The sequence below is a fragment of the Dactylococcopsis salina PCC 8305 genome (genome assembly GCF_000317615.1).
Lineage (GTDB): Bacteria > Cyanobacteriota > Cyanobacteriia > Cyanobacteriales > Rubidibacteraceae > Halothece > Halothece salina.
Window position 1 is genome coordinate 1,496,572 of the sequence record NC_019780.1, and the last position, 18,428, is coordinate 1,514,999.

Annotated in this window: 17 protein-coding genes; 4 read left to right on the top strand and 13 right to left on the bottom strand. The window is 39.6% G+C overall.

Going from position 1 to position 18,428, the window contains the following annotated elements; translation table 11 throughout:
- Positions 1-94: 94 nt before the first annotated feature.
- The 3 genes from DACSA_RS07475 to DACSA_RS07485 form a co-directional block, all read right to left on the bottom strand.
- Positions 95-673: a tetratricopeptide repeat protein gene (locus DACSA_RS07475; protein ID WP_015229168.1), complete on the bottom strand. Its 579-nt coding sequence runs from the start codon at positions 671-673 to the stop codon at positions 95-97.
- Between the two features lie 2 nt (positions 674-675).
- Positions 676-1,626, bottom strand: coding sequence for a homogentisate phytyltransferase (locus DACSA_RS07480; RefSeq protein WP_015229169.1), 951 nt, complete (start codon positions 1,624-1,626; stop codon positions 676-678).
- Between the two features lie 65 nt (positions 1,627-1,691).
- The gene (locus DACSA_RS07485) at positions 1,692-2,558 is read right to left on the bottom strand and encodes a methyltransferase domain-containing protein (RefSeq protein WP_015229170.1); all 867 of its coding nucleotides are present in this window, start codon (positions 2,556-2,558) and stop codon (positions 1,692-1,694) included.
- A gap of 630 nt (positions 2,559-3,188) precedes the next feature.
- Here DACSA_RS07485 and DACSA_RS07490 point away from each other — a divergent pair.
- Positions 3,189-3,434, top strand: a complete 246-nt coding sequence (locus DACSA_RS07490; protein ID WP_015229171.1) for a FitA-like ribbon-helix-helix domain-containing protein — start codon at positions 3,189-3,191, stop codon at positions 3,432-3,434.
- The gene (locus tag DACSA_RS07495; protein WP_015229172.1) at positions 3,431-3,832 is read left to right on the top strand and encodes a type II toxin-antitoxin system VapC family toxin; all 402 of its coding nucleotides are present in this window, start codon (positions 3,431-3,433) and stop codon (positions 3,830-3,832) included. Before DACSA_RS07490 ends, DACSA_RS07495 begins: the two co-directional genes overlap by 4 nt.
- A 15-nt stretch (positions 3,833-3,847) precedes the next feature.
- Here the strand turns inward: DACSA_RS07495 and DACSA_RS07500 are convergent, their stop codons facing one another.
- From DACSA_RS07500 to DACSA_RS07535, 8 genes are all read right to left on the bottom strand, one after another.
- Positions 3,848-4,525 (bottom strand): OmpA family protein, encoded by a 678-nt coding sequence (locus tag DACSA_RS07500; protein WP_015229173.1) that lies wholly within the window; start codon positions 4,523-4,525, stop codon positions 3,848-3,850.
- Positions 4,526-4,546: 21 nt separating this feature from the next.
- Positions 4,547-4,966 (bottom strand): type II toxin-antitoxin system VapC family toxin, encoded by a 420-nt coding sequence (locus DACSA_RS07505; RefSeq protein WP_015229174.1) that lies wholly within the window; start codon positions 4,964-4,966, stop codon positions 4,547-4,549.
- Positions 4,963-5,214 (bottom strand): FitA-like ribbon-helix-helix domain-containing protein, encoded by a 252-nt coding sequence (locus tag DACSA_RS07510; protein WP_015229175.1) that lies wholly within the window; start codon positions 5,212-5,214, stop codon positions 4,963-4,965. Before DACSA_RS07510 ends, DACSA_RS07505 begins: the two co-directional genes overlap by 4 nt.
- A gap of 70 nt (positions 5,215-5,284) precedes the next feature.
- Positions 5,285-7,171 carry a YhgE/Pip domain-containing protein gene (locus DACSA_RS07515; protein ID WP_015229176.1) on the bottom strand — a complete coding sequence of 629 codons (1,887 nt, stop codon included), beginning with the start codon at positions 7,169-7,171 and terminating at the stop codon, positions 5,285-5,287.
- Between the two features lie 24 nt (positions 7,172-7,195).
- Positions 7,196-7,570 (bottom strand): DUF5615 family PIN-like protein, encoded by a 375-nt coding sequence (locus DACSA_RS07520; RefSeq protein ID WP_015229177.1) that lies wholly within the window; start codon positions 7,568-7,570, stop codon positions 7,196-7,198.
- Positions 7,554-7,826, bottom strand: a complete 273-nt coding sequence (locus DACSA_RS07525; protein WP_015229178.1) for a DUF433 domain-containing protein — start codon at positions 7,824-7,826, stop codon at positions 7,554-7,556. The genes DACSA_RS07520 and DACSA_RS07525 overlap by 17 nt, the downstream gene beginning before the upstream one ends.
- A 28-nt stretch (positions 7,827-7,854) precedes the next feature.
- Complete coding sequence (locus DACSA_RS07530) at positions 7,855-11,091, bottom strand: tubulin-like doman-containing protein (protein WP_015229179.1); 3,237 nt, start codon at positions 11,089-11,091, stop codon at positions 7,855-7,857.
- 283 nt (positions 11,092-11,374) lie between these two features.
- Positions 11,375-12,484 (bottom strand): vWA domain-containing protein, encoded by a 1,110-nt coding sequence (locus DACSA_RS07535; RefSeq protein ID WP_041235380.1) that lies wholly within the window; start codon positions 12,482-12,484, stop codon positions 11,375-11,377.
- 335 nt (positions 12,485-12,819) lie between these two features.
- On the opposite strand from DACSA_RS07535, the gene DACSA_RS07540 reads away from it, so the two are divergent.
- Both DACSA_RS07540 and dnaN read left to right on the top strand, forming a co-directional pair.
- Positions 12,820-14,577, top strand: a complete 1,758-nt coding sequence (locus tag DACSA_RS07540) for a sedoheptulose 7-phosphate cyclase (RefSeq protein WP_015229181.1) — start codon at positions 12,820-12,822, stop codon at positions 14,575-14,577.
- 586 nt (positions 14,578-15,163) lie between these two features.
- Entirely contained in the window at positions 15,164-16,315 is a 1,152-nt protein-coding gene (dnaN, locus tag DACSA_RS07545; RefSeq protein ID WP_015229182.1) for a DNA polymerase III subunit beta, read from the top strand.
- Between the two features lie 252 nt (positions 16,316-16,567).
- On the opposite strand, the gene DACSA_RS07555 is transcribed toward dnaN, so the two are convergent.
- On the bottom strand, positions 16,568-18,226 hold the full coding sequence (locus tag DACSA_RS07555; protein WP_015229184.1) for an adenylate/guanylate cyclase domain-containing protein: 1,659 nt from the start codon (positions 18,224-18,226) through the stop codon (positions 16,568-16,570).
- Complete coding sequence (locus DACSA_RS20440) at positions 18,223-18,393, bottom strand: hypothetical protein (protein ID WP_015229185.1); 171 nt, start codon at positions 18,391-18,393, stop codon at positions 18,223-18,225. The genes DACSA_RS07555 and DACSA_RS20440 overlap by 4 nt, the downstream gene beginning before the upstream one ends.
- Positions 18,394-18,428: the final 35 nt, after the last annotated feature.

Here is an 18,428-nt window from a genome sequence, read left to right on the forward strand (position 1 = left end):
GCGAACCATGGAACGTCTCCACGCGAACCATGGAACGTCTCCACGCGAAACCCAACACCAATCAGTAACCAGTAACCAATTACCAGTGCAATTTTTATTTTTTACTTTGTTCTGTAATCGTGTCAATTTCTTCGTCAATTGCTTCAATCATGGGATAGGATTTTTGACTAGAATAAAGTTTTTTCGCTTTCTCTAAAGAAGCAATTGCTGCTTTGGTTTCTCCTTTTTCTTTTAAAGCTAATCCTAACACCCGATGCGGTTCAGCGAATTTATTGGGTTTAATTTTTGTGGCTTGTTGAAACTGCGCGATCGCGCTGTCAATTTTTCCTTGTTTCATATAAACTTTCCCTAACTCAATATACCCATCAACATTCTTAGGCGAACTTTGGGTTAAGGTTTCAAAAGTCGAGATCGCTTCGGTAAGGTTTCCTTTTTGGACGAGGGATTTTCCGAGTAAAAGTCTTGCTAAATCATTACTTTTTTGTCGCTCAATAATTTTTTGAAAAACTGGAATCGCGTCACCATATTTTTCCTCTTCATAGAGTTTTTGTGCTTTCTGAAAACGTTGGGAGAGAAGAAAACTTCTTCCGAGAATAATTCCGACACTCAGTAGAATAATAGCGACGGTGACTAAAGCAATAATTTCAGTGGGATTCTGATTTAGTTCTAACATAATTAAGCTAAAAAACAAGCGATGGGGAACAATAAGTATTCGAGATAAAATAACTTCCAGATGAATTGATAAAACTGCGCGATCGAGCTTTTGTTTTCTAAATCTACAGTCTGGCTACGCCACCATAATAAAAGAAACAAGCTACCGTGTGTCATCCCCACAAAGAGAGGATTCACATCTGGTAGGAGGAGAAAGGAAGCAATGATCACTCCTAAATAACAGACACTAATAATAATGCGAGTGATATTTAAGATCGTGTTTTTTCCTAACAAAAGGGTGAATGTGGTGATATTATACTGTTTATCTCCTTCTAAGTCGGGAACATCTTTAAAGATAGCAATGGCGATGGTAAAAATGAGAATAAATAAAGTTAACGCCCAAATTGCGGGAGGAATTAATTGCTGTTGGTTTATCGTTTGATTGAAGTGTAAAAATAGCCCTAAGTTGACAATAACTCCTCTGACAGTGAAGATACACAAAGCCGCCCAAAATGGAAAACGTTTTAAGCGAATGGGAGGTAAAGAGTAAGCGGTTCCAATTGCTAAACTAACCGTAATTGTTAACAGTAACCATTGACTGGAAATCACAGCGATAATAATCGCTAAAATTCCTGTGATGTTGACAATCCATTGCGCTTGTTTTTCCGAAAATTCTCCTGATGCGATCGGTAAGTTTGGCTTATTAATTTTGTCAATGGAAACGTCTTGTAATTGGTTTAAACCAACGATGTAAACGTTCCCGCATAAACAAGCTGTCCAAGGGAATATTAGGGGATTAAAAATTGTCCAATTCAGGGAAATATTTGATAGCGCGATCGCGATCAAAAACAAAGCTAAAACGCTTAAACTGGTGCCAATAATGGTATGAGGGCGAGAAAATTTCCCAAGACTTTTTAACCATTGTCTTGGTTCACGAAAGATATTTTTTTCAATGTTAGAAGTAACTTGATTCATGCGTTATTCGTTATTAGTTATTCATTATTTCCCCCTTGGCTAAGGTTAGGGGGAGAGTATTCTGATCACGCTTTACGGATTCCTTGTAAAACCCCAAAACGAATTAAACCCCGACGATAACCACGACTCATTAATCCTAAAGATAAAGCCGCTTCGATCGTTTTCCAACCACTTTCAATTAATCCCATAATGGCTTGAGGATTGAAAGCAGAATCAATCACAATATTCCAAAACGGATCAACTGCTTGTGACCAGTCATCAACTATGATATTGTTAAAGCCAACTTCTTGAGCGATCGATCGATATTCTGGTAAAGAAATCACATAAGGAAGACAATAAACCCGATAAATCTCCGCTAAATGTCGTTTTTCATCTGCTGTTAATTCTCCAGCCAAAGAATCAGTCGGACGATGACACCAAGTCGCCATTAATAGCATTCCCCCTGGCTTTAAAACTCGATAAGCCTCTTGAAGAAATTTCGCTTTATCGGGGAAATGTTCCCCACTTTCTAAAGACCAAATTAAATCAAAACTTTCATCACTAAAAGGTAAATTTAAAGCATTAGCCACTTGAAATTGTACCCTCTCCCCTAAATTGACTTCTGTCGCTCGTTCTTGCGCCCTTTTGGCTTGTTCGGGGGAAAGGGTCACTCCTTGCGCTGTGGCGTTGAATTTTTGCGCCAAATAGAGGGTACTCCCACCAATTCCACACCCAACATCTAAAATGTTTTGGGGAGGGGTTTCTGGGTTATGCAGGTTTCCCCAATACAATAACTCTTCAATAATATCAATTTGCGCTTGTCGGCGGGGAACTTTATTCCTGCCATTGCGACCATAATAGCCATGGTGCATATGTTCTCCCCAGATATTTTCCCAGAGGGAACTAGATGCGTCGTAAAAGTCTTTGATTTCTTGTTCTAAGTTACGGGACATTTTAAATATTTTGTCTTTGAGAATTAATTATTGATTTTATCAGTTGTGAGGACTAATGTAGCATCTCTTACTGATCAAGTTCGATTATTTCCAATAAACCTTGATAAAACACTTGGAAACTTTTAGAATCATTTTTTTGGGGGTTCATATATTGAGAAATTTCTCTAGCAGCGTTGTTTTTTTCTAGCCCTCTCGCTCATTAACCGTAGGGTGGGCATTGCCCACCCTACAATATGTAACATCTACTTTTTAAATTGGTATAAATCCGACTTTCCTCGAAAAGAGTGAATCTTATATGCAATTTCTTGAGTTAAGGTTATGTAATGCGCGATAGTTTTGAACTTTTAGGTATTCTATTCTGGGGATAGATTGTTGAGGCATTACTAAACATATAGTAGGTAGTTATTATAATTTTATTGTATCATTATTAAAGTCCAGTTATCTAGCGAATTACTTCCGCTTCACCGAGAGGAGAAAAACGAATTTCAATTCGTCTGCGACTACAATTTTGAGCGCGGTTAGGATAGCGCAAAACTTTCAGAGTTTAATTCCTTCTAGTTGACAAAATTTGCTTAAAAATACGATAATAGTATGCAATTGGAATCTAACAAAAAAAGTAATGATTGCCCAATGACAACTACAATCACCCTAAACAATCTACCCGATGAACTTTATAATCGTCTAAAAATGGCAGCTAAAGCAAATCATCGTAGTATAAACAGTGAAGTTATTGCTTGTTTGGAAAAATCTCTTGTATCAGCGCAAGTTTCTCCAGAAGAACGTTTGCGTCGCACCCGTGATCTTAGAAGTTCTCTCAAACAAGAGAATTTTAATCTTGAGGAGATTGATCGTGAGATTCACTCAGGGCGTTTATGATTGTTGTTGATACTAATATCATCAGTTATTTTTATCTTCCTACTGAGAAAACTGTTGATGTGGAACGTCTTTTTATTCAACAACCTGAATGGGCGGCTCCATCGATCTGGCGCAGTGAATTTCGGAATGTTCTTGCTCTTTATTTGCGTAAACAGTTATTAACTTTTGATCAAGCGTATGCTATTCAATCAGAGGCTGAAATGTTATTGTCAGAAAACGAGTTTGAAGTTACTTCCTTTGATGTGCTGCGTTTAGTTCAGAAAAGCAATTGTTCTGCTTATGACTGTGAATTTGTCGCCTTAGCAATGCAACTTCAGACAGTTTTAATAACGGAAGATAAAAAAATTTTGGAAAATTTTCCAGCAATTGCTATTAATCTGGTTGATGCGACTAAGTAACTATTCTGTGAATCATTAGCGAATTACTTCCGCTTCACCGAGAGGAGAAAAACGAATTTCAATTCGTCTGCGACTAGAATTTTGGGCGCGATCGACCGCTGCAAATCCTTGAGAATTCGGAAGAAATAATTGCGCGGCGGAATAAGCATGAAATTGAAGATTTTGTAATCTTCCTTGTGCTTTAATCCCTTGTAATTCTTTGACGACAGCTAACGATCGCATTAAGCCTAAATCCGCATTTGATCCTGGTTGCAGTTCGGTTATGGGTAAGTTTCCGTTGGCGACTTTTTCTAAGTTTCGATCGAGGTTACTGTTTCCTCCGCCTAAAATTTGTCCGTCAGTATGACCAATAATTTCGACGCTGTAGGTTTGATTTCCTGCGGTAATCTCTTCAATTTTATCAACTAAAGTATTTCTAATATAAGTTTTGAGAGGAGAGGGTAAAACGGCGCTTCCCGACTGAAACTTAAACTCTCCAGAGTCTTGAATAATTAAAATCGGTGGTGTTTCTTTGCCTTGTTCTAATTCTTTTTTAAGTTGCTGATTTTCTTGAGTAATTAAAAACAGTCGGATGAGAGTAATGAACAAGAGTAAACTGAGAATCATAAAAGCGTTGGACATTAAATCGGTGAAAGATGTCCAGATATTTGTTTCTTCGGTTTCTTCTTCCCAATAGCGTTTTCGTTTCAGCATGAATATTTAAATATTATAATACTATTCTGACCAGGGATTAATAATTAATATATTGCAATCCTCAAAATCAGAAACATTACGAGTAGCTATACTAGCACCATAGGATTTTGCGATCGCTGCAATTTGAGCATCTGCCTGTGAGATTGGTTTTCCTAACTGTCTTCGTTTAGCGGCAATTTCGGAAAAAATAATTGCTGCTTTTGTATCAAAGGCTAACACTCGATTCTTAAATTCAACTTCAAACATTTTTTGCGCTGATTCTTCTAAATCATTTCTTCGTTTTCCTAATGGTAAAATAGCTAATCCATAAAGAATTTCTGCTTGAGTAATTGTAGTAGTAAATAGATTTTGAGGAGAATAAGAAGCGACCCATTTAATTACTTTTATAGAAGGATTAATTTTCATTAACTCTGAAACTACATTCGTATCTAAAATAATCATTCTTCTTCAAAACTTGGTAAATCTCGTATTGCTTCTCGTGGAATTTCTGGTAAATCAACACCTCCTAATGGTACAAATAAATCTTGAATATTACTAGCAAGATTACCTATATTTTTTTCTTCGTTAGCTTTCACATATTTTAATATATCCTGAATCTCTTCTTCAAGGGAATTTCCTCTTTCCCTAGCACGACGATTCAGCCATGCTTCTATTTCAGGTGGCAGATTATCAAGAGTTAGCTTTTTCATCGTTGATTCCTCTTTCTTTTTAATTCTTCATCATTATTTAATTAATATGACATCTCTAAGTATTATATAACTATTTATCTTGTTCCTGTGATGTTTGTAACCGTGATCCTGTTTTCTGTAAAGCCTGATGTTCATTCATATTTTCAACTAGCTGAGAAAGTTCTTTTTGTATCTGGCTGAGAGTTTCCTGTTTTAAGGATTCACTATTTTTAGAACTTTTATTCACCTCCGCTAATTTGATGTTGAGTTGTGTCGCTACGTTTCTAATCTCCACGACTTCTGAGGCGATTTTATCTTGATTTTTACTATCACCGACAATCGTTAAGAGTTTCATTAGATTATATTGTAGATTTGCCAAAATTTCCTGATTTGATTGGGCGTTTTCTTCGCTTTTCTGATTGCTTTTTACGATCTGTTGAGATTGTTCGTTGAGTTGTTTCGTTTGTTGCTGTAGGGTATCTAAACTAGAAACAGTTTTCTTGATGAAATTATGATCACTAATTGCTTTTAGTAACAGATATAAGGATTGTTGAATTTGATTGAGTTTCTCTTGATTGAGTTGACTAATTTCTTGGGATTGTTCATTTAATTTCCCTAGTTGTTCGCTAACTGTGTTTAGGTTTTGACTGCTACTTTCTGTCTGCGCGATCGAGCTTTTTAAGCCTTCAATTCCTTGTTCTAATTGACGAATCGTTTCTGTAAATTGGGTTTGAATTTTCTGTAAGTTCTCACTCGCTTCGAGAATGGTAAAATCAAACTTACTTTCTTCGATCGTATTGGCGACGGTTTCAAATTGACTCGCACTCTTCGTTAAACGATCGGTAAACGTATTTAAATTACTAGACAATTGTTCCGCTAAATCCGCAGCATGGAGATTGCTATTTGTTAACTCTTTAACGTTGGTTTTTAATCTTGCGGTTGACTCAGCAAAAGCGGTTTGAGTGGCGGCTAAACTGCTAGTTAAACGGTCTAAATTTTCTGCAAATTGACTGTTTTCAATTTGACTGGCGGCTGTCTCAAAAATTGTCGCTCCCTCTGTAATTTTATCACCTGCTTTTTGCACTTTCTCCACTTCCTTTTCTAAAGATTCTACAGCATATTGAAATTGAGTTGCGCCATGAGATAATGTTCCCGCCGTTTCCGTAAAACGTTCGTAAACTTGTCTCGCTAAATCAGTGGCTTCTTTGTTTCCTGCTGCGATTTTATCTGCAACTTTTCCTAAAGATGCTTCTACCGCTTCGGTAACATTTTGATGGAAACGGGTTAAAAAATCCTGCTGTTGGGATACCATTCGATCGACGGCGCGATCTAAGCGGGAATGACTAGGAATCTCTGGTAAATAAACATTATCGAGATAATCTTCTAGGGTGCTAAAAATCTCTAATTTTAATGCGGTTGTATTCCGATAAATGTTAGTTAAGGTGAGAATCGCACTACAAGCGATCGCCACTAAACTACTAATAAATGCAATTCCCATTCCTTGTAAAGGTTGCTGTAATTCATTGATTAAACTGTTAATATCTGTTCCATCTGCTTGATTGAGTGTGGTACTAATATTATTGAGGTTTAAGGTAATCCCAATAAATGTTCCTAATAACCCAAAAGTTAGGAGAAGATTGGGAAGCATTCGAGAAGCGCGATCGACGATTTCCCAAGAAATAGAAACCCCAATGATCTTTACCTTTTCTTGACGGAAAATGCCATCAATAATCGCAGTGGTATTAACCGTTTCCACTCTTTCGCTTGCGTATCGAAATCGTTGGCGAATTTTATCAATAATTCCTGCTGAAAAAATGTTTCGATCGCGCACTAATTTATTAACTTGTTTTTCGAGGTCTTTTAGTTTTCCATACAAGGCAAATCGTAGAATCACCCCAAATATAGTGGGAAAGATGATGAAAATTAGGATGAGAAAAAATAAGTAAGTGGGAATAAGCGAAAACAGGGAAGTTAACATAATAAACTATCTGAGGAATAATAATTAGATAGAATTCAATAAGGGAAGACGGCGGAGACGAATTCGATGTGGTTCAATAATTACAGCAGATCCTTCAATTAAATCCTGTTCACATTCTGTAATTGTATTGACTAACAAATTAGTTAAAGCCTCGGCCCGTAATCCTTCAATGCGAATGCGAATCACTGATGGATAAACTGCTTCTGTAAAAGCCAGTAAAGTATGAAAATCAGCATCAAGTGTTACGACCACATACCCATTTTCCCCTGCTTTCTCCAGAATTTCTCTATCCTGTGCTGAGGATAAACCAATTTCGCCCACATGAATCGTATCAATTCCTTTTGCGCTTAACAAAGTTGACGCAGAACGTGGTAATCCCTGATCAAGTAATAGTTTCATGATTTTTTGAAAGCGGAATAATTCGATCGTCCATACAAGTGGAAGCGTAAATTAGTGCTTGCTGAATATCCTCATCTTCTAATTCTGGAAATTCTTGGCGTAATTCTTCACGATCTGGATAGATCGCTAATAACTCAATAACTCGGCGAACAGTTAAGCGAAGATTGCGAATACAAGGTTGACCATTCATCCGAGTAGAATCGCTGGTAATACGGTCTAATTGTTGGTTGATCATTAAGTTTGTTATTTGATTCATTTGTCACCTCTTCCTTCCAATCCAGTTATTAAAGTCCTAATAACTTCCGTTTAGCAACTTCAAATTGTTCATCATTCAAATGACCTTTTTCTTTCATTTGAATTAACTTTTCTAATTCATCTAATCCTTGATTTTCCTCAACAATTTCTGCGTCTTCTACTGTTTCTGTTTGATCTTTCGAGACTGATTCTTTTTCCCCTTCGATGACTCGTGAGGTATTTTCAGACATTAGAAAGGCTTGTATTTCTCTTTCTATCCGCTTACGAAATCGTTCTAAAACCCCTTCTTGGGATGGGGTTTCTAGTGTTCCTTCAACTCCTAATAATGTCTCACGATAGGGATAATTGGGGTTGGTATCAGGAAGGTTATCTACAAACTGGACAAATTGTTGCAATTTAGGACGATAATTTTGTTCCCATTGTGATGGTTGTGTTTTCATGTTAGCAATGGTTTTCTCTAAAAGGTTTCCCAAAGTATTCGCCATGTCAGTTTGACGATACAGGGTTTCTAAGGCTTGTTCCCAAATTGGACTAAGAGAAACTTCTTTTTCATAACCTCGCATTTGATCATAATAGGTAAACTCTAATTCTCCTGTTTTTTTGTTTTCAGAAAGCAGTTGTAAGGCTAAAGCAGGGTAAAAAATATCTTGTAAATCTTCGAGGGTATTCGCATCAGGAGGAATGATATCAGTAAAGGTGGTTTTTGCATCGTTATGGAGAAATTCATTTGCAGATGAACTCGCTTTTAGGTAGTGTTTTCTCATCTGTTCTAACCCTTCAATTAATCGTAGAGAAAAGCCTGCATATTCGCTGACAAGAATGATTTCATCTTCTGCTTGTGTGGGTTTAATTTGCGAGTCTGGAATCGCTAAATCGTTATAAAGAATATCCTTAAATTGCTGAACTTCGATATCATCAGTGTCTTGAAAACCGATAATTTTTGCACTTTTAGCTGAGTCATCAACATAGTGCGGATCGGCTTTATTTAGCTTTAATAAGGGTTCGGCTTGTTGTAAAATTTGAGTTAAGCGAATGGAACGTTCTGATCCGCGATAGTTTTGTAAGAAACGTTTGATTACTGAGTTAACAACGGTTAAACTGCGACGACCAAAAAGTGCGTCAACTGCTTGATAAATAGATTGTTGTAAACTTTGTTCGTTGAGATAATCTTGTTCAATTAGATTGATTAAACATTTTTCTCCCCCTAAGTTTTCTGTGATTTTATCAGTGACTAAAACGAGACGCGATCGCGCTTCATTTGAAGGTAATAAAGTCTCACAACACTGTTGGATGTCTTCATCATTAAAAATTGCTTCCCCACTCATTTCGTCAAAGTTTAGCTGTTTTAATTCTGATTCTTCTTGTTGATAATCTCCTTTTAAACTTTCAACAGTTCGCGCTAAATTAGACACATCGCGCGATCGCGCTTGCACATATTCTTGTAAGGCTTTAACAATCTTCAATGCTTCTTGATTTAAAGCGAGTTCAAAGTTTTCTCGAATTAACTTACTAACTTTTTGGACAGCACTTTTCGCTTCTTCTTGAATTTTACTTCCTTTATTCCCAAACAGCTTAAATTTTTGTTCAATTTCTTCGATATCTTCTTTCGTATTTTCCCAGACTTTATCAACTTTTTCGCTACTATTAAACTGACTCTGATTTCTGATCTGTTCTTCTAAATTCTGTTGATAACTATTTAATTCTGTCAACAGCGCCGACAACCATTCTCGACTCACTCGCAAAGAAAAATGAGGATTACTGGGAGTTAGCAAACCCACTAAAAACTGATCAATATCTGCTTTCAAAGTTTCGGTTAATTTCGGTTGTGCTTGTTTGATGCGAGTGATCCATTCTCCTCTAACGCTTTCCGTTTCTCCAGGTTGCACTTTCCGAAATTCTTGCTTAAATTCTTTAGCAATTTGTTGATAGAGAGAAGCGCGATCGTCTGCTTTTTTGGTATTCTCGTTAATGGCTTTTTCTAACTTATTGCGCCAATTTTTCAAGCGATCAAAAAAGCTATATTTCCCATCACGACTCGCTTCGGCTAAACGGGAAGTAAAATTGTCTTTCTTTCCTAAATCTTCGTGCCAATTTGCCCCCATAATAAACTGTTCTAAAAGCTGATTCACATCAGGGTTTTGTCCTTCTCCATTTAACCAAAATTCCAGCAGATTTAAACTAATTCGGTTTAAGGCAATTTGAACAATTCGATCGCGCGGGAAATAAATTGCAGCCAAGCCAAAGGTTAAATAACGTTGTACATTAGGACGAGGATGATCATCACAATCAATGAGATGCGGAAGGAAATTATCTCGCATTCCCGCCATGACTGGGGCTAACTCACTAGAAAATTCTAAACCAATTTTATGTGCAATTACATTACATAATTTACGCTGTTCTAAGATGACATATTCGCCACTGGTTTGACTAGAAATCAGATAAGTATAATCAAAGGGCGATCGTTTTTCCTCTACCCAAACTAAGTTTTGTGGGTCATAAACCGCTTGAAATTGACTGCCAGGAGTGTTGTAATGATTTAACTCTTTTAACGCTGCATAAGTGTTCGCGCTATGCTTACTATTAGTACCATATAAGTCGGGACTAATTACTAAATAACCAAAAATTTGTGCGCCTTGATCGCCATAGTCTTTGCGTAGGCTATAAGCAGTATCTAATATCATCCCACTACCCGTTCCCCCACACAAAGAACCGACAATAAAAATGTTGAGTCCTTGTTCTAAATAAAGTCCTTTTTGTAATAATTTAGCTTCATGTCCTCTTGTTTTTCTTTCTGCTGTGTCTATGGCTTGTTTAATAGTAGAATAGTTATGAAAAAAGGCTAATCTTCCTACTGGACGAATCCCTTTTGCGCCATCTTCTACTGCTTTAACATTCTTCAATAATTGCGGTGGAAACCAACGACCAATATGATCATAAGGACTACTTCGATCAGACTTATTTCTCTGTTCTAATCCTTGCACAAAATTGGTCACTTCTTTACTACTCATCGTAGCGGAAACTTTCTCAGAATCCTTAAAACTTAAAGACACACCATGATAAGTATTTCCTGTGCGTAATCCTGAACTTTGAGAGGCACTTTTATCGGTGTCAATGTGAACAAAACTAACAAGAGGAAGTTCATTTAAATCGCCATATCGATCGATAATCAACCGCCGTAACTGCATTAAAACATTTTTTCCTGTTCCTCCTAAACCAATGCAAATTGTGCGTTTTACTCCTCTTAAGTTTCTATCTTGTGTGTACATCATTCATATCTCCTCTGATTGATTCAGTAATGTTCCCCCAGAATTGGGGGTTAGGGGGCGATTCCCCCAGAATTGGGGGTTAGGGGGCGATCCCCCAGATTTGGGGGTTAGGGGGCGATTCCCCCAGATTTGGGGGTTAGGGGGCGATTCCCCCAGATTTGGGGGTTAGGGGGCGATTCCCCCAGATTTTGGGGTTAGGGGGCGATTCCCCCAGATTTGGCGGTTATATCAGGTTTAGGTAATTGTTTATGATTGGTGTTGGGTTTCGTAAACTCCACCCAACCTACTTTTGATTAATTCTAATCACAAACTCAAAATCTTTACGGTGATTTTCAGGACAATTCAGGCGAATCCTATTTCCTGTCAGTTTCATCCGTTTTTCTACTTCTTTTTCTTTATAAAAAATTGGTGCTTCTAAGGTAGGAACAAGATAAAGTTGATTCCGTTTTCGTTCCAGATAGCCTCGCACTTCTTCCCCAGAACAAGGAATATAATCGATCGCGGAAGCATCTTCATCCCCAATCGCTAAACGTTGATTTCCTTTCAAGGTTTTAACTTGGTTTTCTTCTTCATCTTCCCCCTCAATTTCAATTGTTATCTGCCAAGGTTTCTGCCAATTATACCAAATTCCTAAAGCAACGATCGCGCTAATAATTAAGAGAATAATTCCTGTCGTTGGTAGCCACAATTGTTGGAGTAAATAACGGTTAACTAAACAGGTTTCTTTCCCACTGGGAGCGGGAGTACAAAATTCCTGAACTGTGGGCTTTATATCAACAATCGTTAATTGATATTGTTCGTTATTTTCCGTGGGAATATCCCGCGATCGAGCGTCAAGTGGTAACACTTCTAACCACTGTCTTCGCAATTGACTCTCATTAGAATTAGACTGTAAAAAAGGACTATCTGCTGGCGTTTCAATCCAATCTTTTCCTGTTTCAGTTGCTAACGGTGCATCCGTTAACCAGACAACAGCTTGTTCTCGAATCGATTGATTTTCAATTAAGCGACAGTAATTTTGTTGCGCTAAAAACCGATAAACAAACAATTCTGCATTTTGGATGTCGGTATTTCTTGCTTCTAAATCTGTCTGTAACGGTAACTGATTTAAAACGGTTTGAATGTCATCTTTGCTAGTAATTTCGATCGAGTCCGCAACTTGAATATTCCTCGCAAACGGAACAATATAAGCTGTATCTCCACGCTGTAAACTATCCCGAATAATTTGTTCAATGCGTAACCGTCCTTGATCATTCAAGCGCACGCTGCGAGTCACATCAACAGCAAAAATAACATCACGTCCTTTTCCCCATGCAGTTAACGCCAAAGCAAACTCCTGTAAAGGGTGAAGAGACTGGGAACTGGGAGTTACAACGGAAGAACAATTGGTCACAGCACAGTTATTTTAATCACATCTTCTGTTAGTGATAACGCAATTTTAAAAAAATGGATCAGGTTTTTATCAGCTTCTTAAAAAGATTGAAGACAAACGAGATTATTAACGAGAAGTTTAAGTTTTCTTAATTTGATTGATGTCGTGTGAATAACATAAGATAAGGGATTGATCGGAACTCCTTTTGATGAAATCAGCATCATTTAAACCTTTGTTCTCTGTCATAAGATAGAAATCTGAGAATTTTTTCGGGAATTATGAGAGGCTATGTTAACTTGTATAAAGCAATATTGCTCATTCATTAACGCAATCATCCTTATCATCAGAAATCAACCATGACTAAGACAACTTCAGCAGTTCAGGCGTTTATCGCCACTTATGACAGTGACCCTCTCCAGCAAGAAAATTTAGATCACGCGATCGAGGAAATCTTATGCAGTACCCCTTTTAGGCACTTATTACTGTCTCTCATTGACAGTGATGCGTTTTCCCAAGAATTAGGAGAAGAATTTGCCGAAGCTGGCGCGATCGAGGGGTTATCCGCTTGTCGCCAACTGCGAACCGGTCTTAACCACTCCTTGAGTCACTTCTTCGGTTTACTCGCACAACTGGTTTTAGGGTTTGATCAACTCGCGGGTTCTGAGTGGTACACCTTTTCTAACCGCATTCATCACTCTGAGATTGCAAAAATTAAACTGCTCGATCGCCTTCTGCGAAGTGCAGATGGTAAATTTTATGAAGAACTTTCCTCTCGTCTCGTAGAACGCGATCCCCATGCAGTTTATACCACCTCAAGCTATCGTAAAAGTCGTGGTTATGTAGTCAGTACAGACGATGATCAAACCGTAGAAGCGGTAATGAACGCCAGCACCTTTACCTCAATTAAAGTGCTAGAAAACTGTTTAGACCCACAGGAAACCGTGTTAAGAGATTTGTATGTCTCCCTCGGTCGCTGTGTCTGCTTAGTGGATCAGAACGTAGAACGCTACTATGGCGAACAAATTAACAACTATTTCGAGTATCACGAAATTAAACTCGATAAATTAGTTTATCGGGCGATGGAAGTAGATAAAGGCATCTATACCGTTGAACGGATGCTTGGAGATTTCAAACGGTTGGGAGTCTCTCGTAACGAACCCGTTTTAATTGTTGGCGGTGGGGTTCTCACCGATACGGGTGGCTTGGCTTGCGCCTTATATCACCGCAACACCCCTTATGTGATGCTTTCCACTTCCATTGTTGCGGGAATTGATGCCGGCCCTTCCCCACGTACCTGTTGCGATGGCTTTGGCTATAAAAATCTTTTCGGCGCTTATCATGCTCCTGTATTATCGATCACCGATCGGTCTTTCTTCCGCACGTTAGAAGAAGGTTGGCTGAGACACGGTATCGCTGAGATCATTAAAATGGCAGTGGTGAAAGATGAGGAACTTTTCCGCTTCCTTGAACAAGCAGGAGAAGACTTAATCACCACTCGTTTTGGAACATTAGACTGTGATAGCCATGATCACATCAGTGTTCTGTCTCAAAAAATTCTCGGCGCAGCGATGCGGAGTTATGTAGAAGCAGAATACGATAACCTCTATGAAACCCATCAATGTCGTCCTCATGCTTATGGACATACTTGGTCGCCAGGGTTTGAAATCGAAGCAGGATTACTACACGGACACGCCGTAGCAACGGGAATGGGTTTCGGTGCTTATCTCAGCTATCGTAACAACTGGATTAAAGAAAGCGACTTCCACCGCATTCTCAAGCTGATTAGTTCCTTTGGGTTAAGTCTGTGGCATGATGTGTTACTGAATAAAGATACCCTTTGGGCAGCGCAAGAGAAAATGGTACAAAAGCGTGGTGGTAATTTAGCCGCACCAATGCCAAAAGGAACAATTGGTCAATGTGGCTATTTAAACCAACTCACCCGTGAACAACTCAACCAAGCCATTGAAGAATATCAAGCCATCTGTGCTGATTATCCTCGCAACGGCTGGGGAATTGATCCACATTGCCATGATGTCGGTTTAGAAAATCCTTCAACCGTTGGCACTCACCTTCCTGCTACACCCGAAGATGAGGAACTCCTTTCTCCCGTCTAATACCAGGTTCACTCAATCAATGATCAAAAGTGGGTTGGGTAGAGACGTTCCATGGAACGTCTCCACGGGAAACCCAACACCAATCATGTAGGTTGGGTGGAGTTTACGAAACCCAACACCAATCAGTGACCAGTTACCAGTGACCAGTTACCAGTTACCAGTTGTGCTTAATCTAATCAATTACTTAGTAGCTTACAATCTGTTACGAATTAATTGCTTACTATTCACTGCTTACTGATCACTGATCACTGGTCACTGCAATGGGTGGAGAAGACGAAACCCAACACAAATTATAGGCAATTACCTAAAAAATAAGGTGGGCAAGGCAAACCCTACGAGGATTATGCGCTGAAATAACGGGCGATCGCGCCTCTGAAAACAGCGATGTGGTCAAGCCATAGACATAAGACAAAGGACAAAAACGTGGGTTGGGTAGAGACGTTCCATGGAAAGCCTCCACACGAAACCCAACATCAAATATAACAGCCTCGAAGAAGTGCCATAGCGCGTCTCTAAAGGCTGATCAAAATAAGGCATCATGGAGGATGAGAAAAATTAATGAAGGAATTCTTTATTTAAGCGTTTTATGAAAATTGTCTGTAGCCAAAGTGACCTAAAAACCAACCTGTCTCTTGTTAGTCGCGCTGTTCCCTCACGCCCCACTCATCCTGTTTTAGGAAATGTTTTATTCCAAACCGATGTGGAAACCCAACGCATTACTTTAACAGCGTTTGATCTGAGTTTAGGACTACAAACCAGTTTTCCCGCATCTGTGAGCGAAACTAAAACTTTTACCCTTCCTGCAAAACTTCTCAATGATATTGTGACTCGTCTTCCTGAAGGAGAAATTACCTTATTGGGAATGGAAGATGAGGAAGAAGAAGAAGAAAATTTTACGGCGACTCTTGTTTCTGCGTCTGGGCGTTTTCGTCTGCGAGGAATGAGTGCGGAGGAGTTTCCTAGTCTGCCAGAAATTAGTACCACCGAGGCGTTGAAAGTTCCTGTGGAGGCGTTGATTGATGGTTTAAGTTCGACTCTTTTTGCGGCGAGTGCGGAAGAGGCGAAACAGGTGCTAACGGGGATTCACTTAACTCGCAAGGAAGACAGTTTAGAATTTGCTGCCACTGATGGACACCGTTTAGCGGTGTTAGATACCACTACAGAAGGAATTGAGGGCGCAACCGAAGGCTTTGCGGTGACAATTCCCGCTCGTGCGTTGCGAGAGTTAGAGCGGATGATCAAGACACAAAAAGAAGGGGCTGTGGTTAATTTACTTTGTGATGAGGTACAAGTGGCATTTGAATTAGATTCACAACGCTTGACCAGTCGTAAGTTAGAGGGTGCTTATCCCGCTTATGATCAGTTGATTCCGAATCAGTTTTCTAAACAGGTGACGTTGGAAAGAAAGCAGTTGTTAAATAGTTTAGAGTTGGTGGCGGTTTTGGCGGATCAACAAAATAATGTGGTTAAGTTTAGTATTGATGATGACAATCAACAGTTATCTTTGTCGGTAGATGCGAAGGAAGTGGGAAGTGCGACGGAATCGATCGCGGCACAAATTACAGGGGAAAGTATTGATATTGCTTTTAATGTGAAATATCTGATGGATGGTTTGAAGGCGTTTAAGGGGAACGAAATTCAGATGCAATTAAATGAGGCAAGTCAACCGATTATTTTTACTCCTTTGGGAGGTTTGAAAATGACTTATTTAGTCATGCCTGTACAGTTGCGAGATTAATGAGATGAAACAGCGAAAATTCCTGATGAGTTTGTTTGTTTTACAGTGATCAGAACTCGGTTTGGGTTGCGTTTCTCTTCACCCCACCTACTTGTTGGGTTGCGTTTCTCTTCACCCCACCTACTTGTTGGGTTGCGTTTCTCTTCACCCCACCTACTTGTTGGGTTGCGTTTCTCTTCACCCCACCTACTTGTTGGGTTGCGTTTCTCTTCACCCCACCTACTTGTTGGGTTTCGTTTCTCTTCACCCAACCTACTGCCATTTGGCACGATAAACGGTGATCGCGCGATCGATGCCTTTAAATTTAGATTTCCCAATGGGAGAAAAAGCACTTTGATGTTTTAAGCGCTGATAAGTTTCTTCACTAATCACGCACGCACCTGGATCACAAACCGATTCCAAGCGAGACGCTAGGTTAACCGTTCCCCCTAATACTGTATAGTCCACCCGTTGGGAGCTTCCGACGTCTCCCACGACGGCTTTCCCGCTATTGATCGCAATTCTTAACTCTAGGGGATGAGACAAAGCGCGAGACTGATTCAGGCTTTTTAATCGTTCTAACATGGCTTTTGCGACTTTGACGGCTCGATCGGCGTGATCGGCTTGCGGTTCTGGTGCGCCAAAAAATGCCATGATACAGTCACCAATAAATTTATCTAATGTTCCTCCCATCGCAAACAATGGCTTCAACATCTCCTCAAAAAACCGATTCAGGAGGTCTGCTAATTCCTCTGGGGGTAATTGTTCCGATAAAGCGGTAAATCCCACAATATCCGCAAATAAAACGCTCACATCCGCTTCAATGGGGGTCAGTAAAGAATCCTCGATCGCGCCGAAAGTAATCAATTGTTGTACCACTGCGGGAGAATGATAACGCTCTAACCGTTGACGGATGCGCTTTTGTTCTTGTAACCTGCGAGTGAGAAGCCAACGCTGGACACTCGCTGCCACTAAATTCGCAATTGTCGAGAAGAAACTTAAATCTTGATCCTGAGTGGAATACAATTGATCGAACCCCATCATCGCATCAGCATATAATACTCCCACTACTTCTTGGTCATTCCAAAGCGGAACCGCCAAAGCGTTGCCGATTCCCTTCATCAAGATGCTTTTTTCCTCAGCAAATCGTTGATCCACCTGAACATTCTTGGTTTTAATCGCCACTTTTTCCTGAAATACCTTCCGACAGATCGATCGACTAATCCAGTCTCCCTTATACAAATCGCTTAACTCTTGACGATAATACTGTCTTCCCTGCGCTCCGTGAAGTTGACGCGCTGCGGCTTTATAAATCTCCAGTTTTCCCGACCCATCCACATCAATCAAAAGCGCTAAACGTTCCACATTACGCAATTCCTGAAAAATCACACTTTCCACCTGCGAAAAAATCGCCTCGATCGATTCCGCGCGATTCAAACCTTTGGCAATTTCCACAATGTATTGTAAACGAGCATGAGCTAAATGGTCTGTACTGAGGGGGTCTTGACCATGATCCCCTTCAATCCAACGCTGTTGTAACTCTTCGGCGCTACGCAGAATCGTTTGTACTTCCGTTTGACTTTGACGAGGATTTTTGGCAGGTTGAGCAGGTGAAGAGGCGCTTTTTGCTAATTCCATTCTTATACCGACATTTCCCAGTTGAATCACATCACCATCGTTAATTAATGTCGGTTGGTTAAGACGACCTTGATTGAGAAGTGTCCCATTGGTACTCCCCAAATCTTCAACACGCCATTTTCCTTGCGCCAAACGTCGAATTTGACAGTGACGACGAGAAACTTCGGAAGAGGGAAGATAAACATCGCATTCAGGTAAACGACCGAGGATCACCTGATCCTGAGCTACATCTAGAGTCTGCTCGGGACTCCCTTCTATGTAAATATGTAAGGTAAGCTCAGTGGTTGATTTCATGGTTTTGGATACTGCCATTCCTCGGTTAACTCTATCGTAAACAGGGTATCGGGAGGAACTGTAATTTTACTATCATTTGGCGAAGAAACTGAATTGTTGAAAGGGGTAATTTGCCATTGCTTTCCTTTTTCGGTTTCGATCGGTTCTACTGTCACGCCATCAGACATCACCAATCCCACCCCAAATTCCTGACATCACATCA

Excerpts from the sequence above, each read along its gene's own strand:
- DACSA_RS07475 (WP_015229168.1), bottom strand. The coding sequence starts at position 673 with ATGTTAGAACTAAATCAGAATCCCACTGAAATTATTGCTTTAGTCACC.
- DACSA_RS07480 (WP_015229169.1), bottom strand. The coding sequence starts at position 1,626 with ATGAATCAAGTTACTTCTAACATTGAAAAAAATATCTTTCGTGAACCA.
- DACSA_RS07485 (WP_015229170.1), bottom strand. The coding sequence starts at position 2,558 with ATGTCCCGTAACTTAGAACAAGAAATCAAAGACTTTTACGACGCATCT.
- DACSA_RS07490 (WP_015229171.1), top strand. The coding sequence starts at position 3,189 with ATGACAACTACAATCACCCTAAACAATCTACCCGATGAACTTTATAAT.
- DACSA_RS07495 (WP_015229172.1), top strand. The coding sequence starts at position 3,431 with ATGATTGTTGTTGATACTAATATCATCAGTTATTTTTATCTTCCTACT.
- DACSA_RS07500 (WP_015229173.1), bottom strand. The coding sequence starts at position 4,525 with ATGCTGAAACGAAAACGCTATTGGGAAGAAGAAACCGAAGAAACAAAT.
- DACSA_RS07505 (WP_015229174.1), bottom strand. The coding sequence starts at position 4,966 with ATGATTATTTTAGATACGAATGTAGTTTCAGAGTTAATGAAAATTAAT.
- DACSA_RS07510 (WP_015229175.1), bottom strand. The coding sequence starts at position 5,214 with ATGAAAAAGCTAACTCTTGATAATCTGCCACCTGAAATAGAAGCATGG.
- DACSA_RS07515 (WP_015229176.1), bottom strand. The coding sequence starts at position 7,171 with ATGTTAACTTCCCTGTTTTCGCTTATTCCCACTTACTTATTTTTTCTC.
- DACSA_RS07520 (WP_015229177.1), bottom strand. The coding sequence starts at position 7,570 with ATGAAACTATTACTTGATCAGGGATTACCACGTTCTGCGTCAACTTTG.
- DACSA_RS07525 (WP_015229178.1), bottom strand. The coding sequence starts at position 7,826 with ATGAATCAAATAACAAACTTAATGATCAACCAACAATTAGACCGTATT.
- DACSA_RS07530 (WP_015229179.1), bottom strand. The coding sequence starts at position 11,091 with ATGTACACACAAGATAGAAACTTAAGAGGAGTAAAACGCACAATTTGC.
- DACSA_RS07540 (WP_015229181.1), top strand. The coding sequence starts at position 12,820 with ATGACTAAGACAACTTCAGCAGTTCAGGCGTTTATCGCCACTTATGAC.
- dnaN (WP_015229182.1), top strand. The coding sequence starts at position 15,164 with ATGAAAATTGTCTGTAGCCAAAGTGACCTAAAAACCAACCTGTCTCTT.
- DACSA_RS07555 (WP_015229184.1), bottom strand. The coding sequence starts at position 18,226 with ATGAAATCAACCACTGAGCTTACCTTACATATTTACATAGAAGGGAGT.
- DACSA_RS20440 (WP_015229185.1), bottom strand. The coding sequence starts at position 18,393 with ATGTCTGATGGCGTGACAGTAGAACCGATCGAAACCGAAAAAGGAAAG.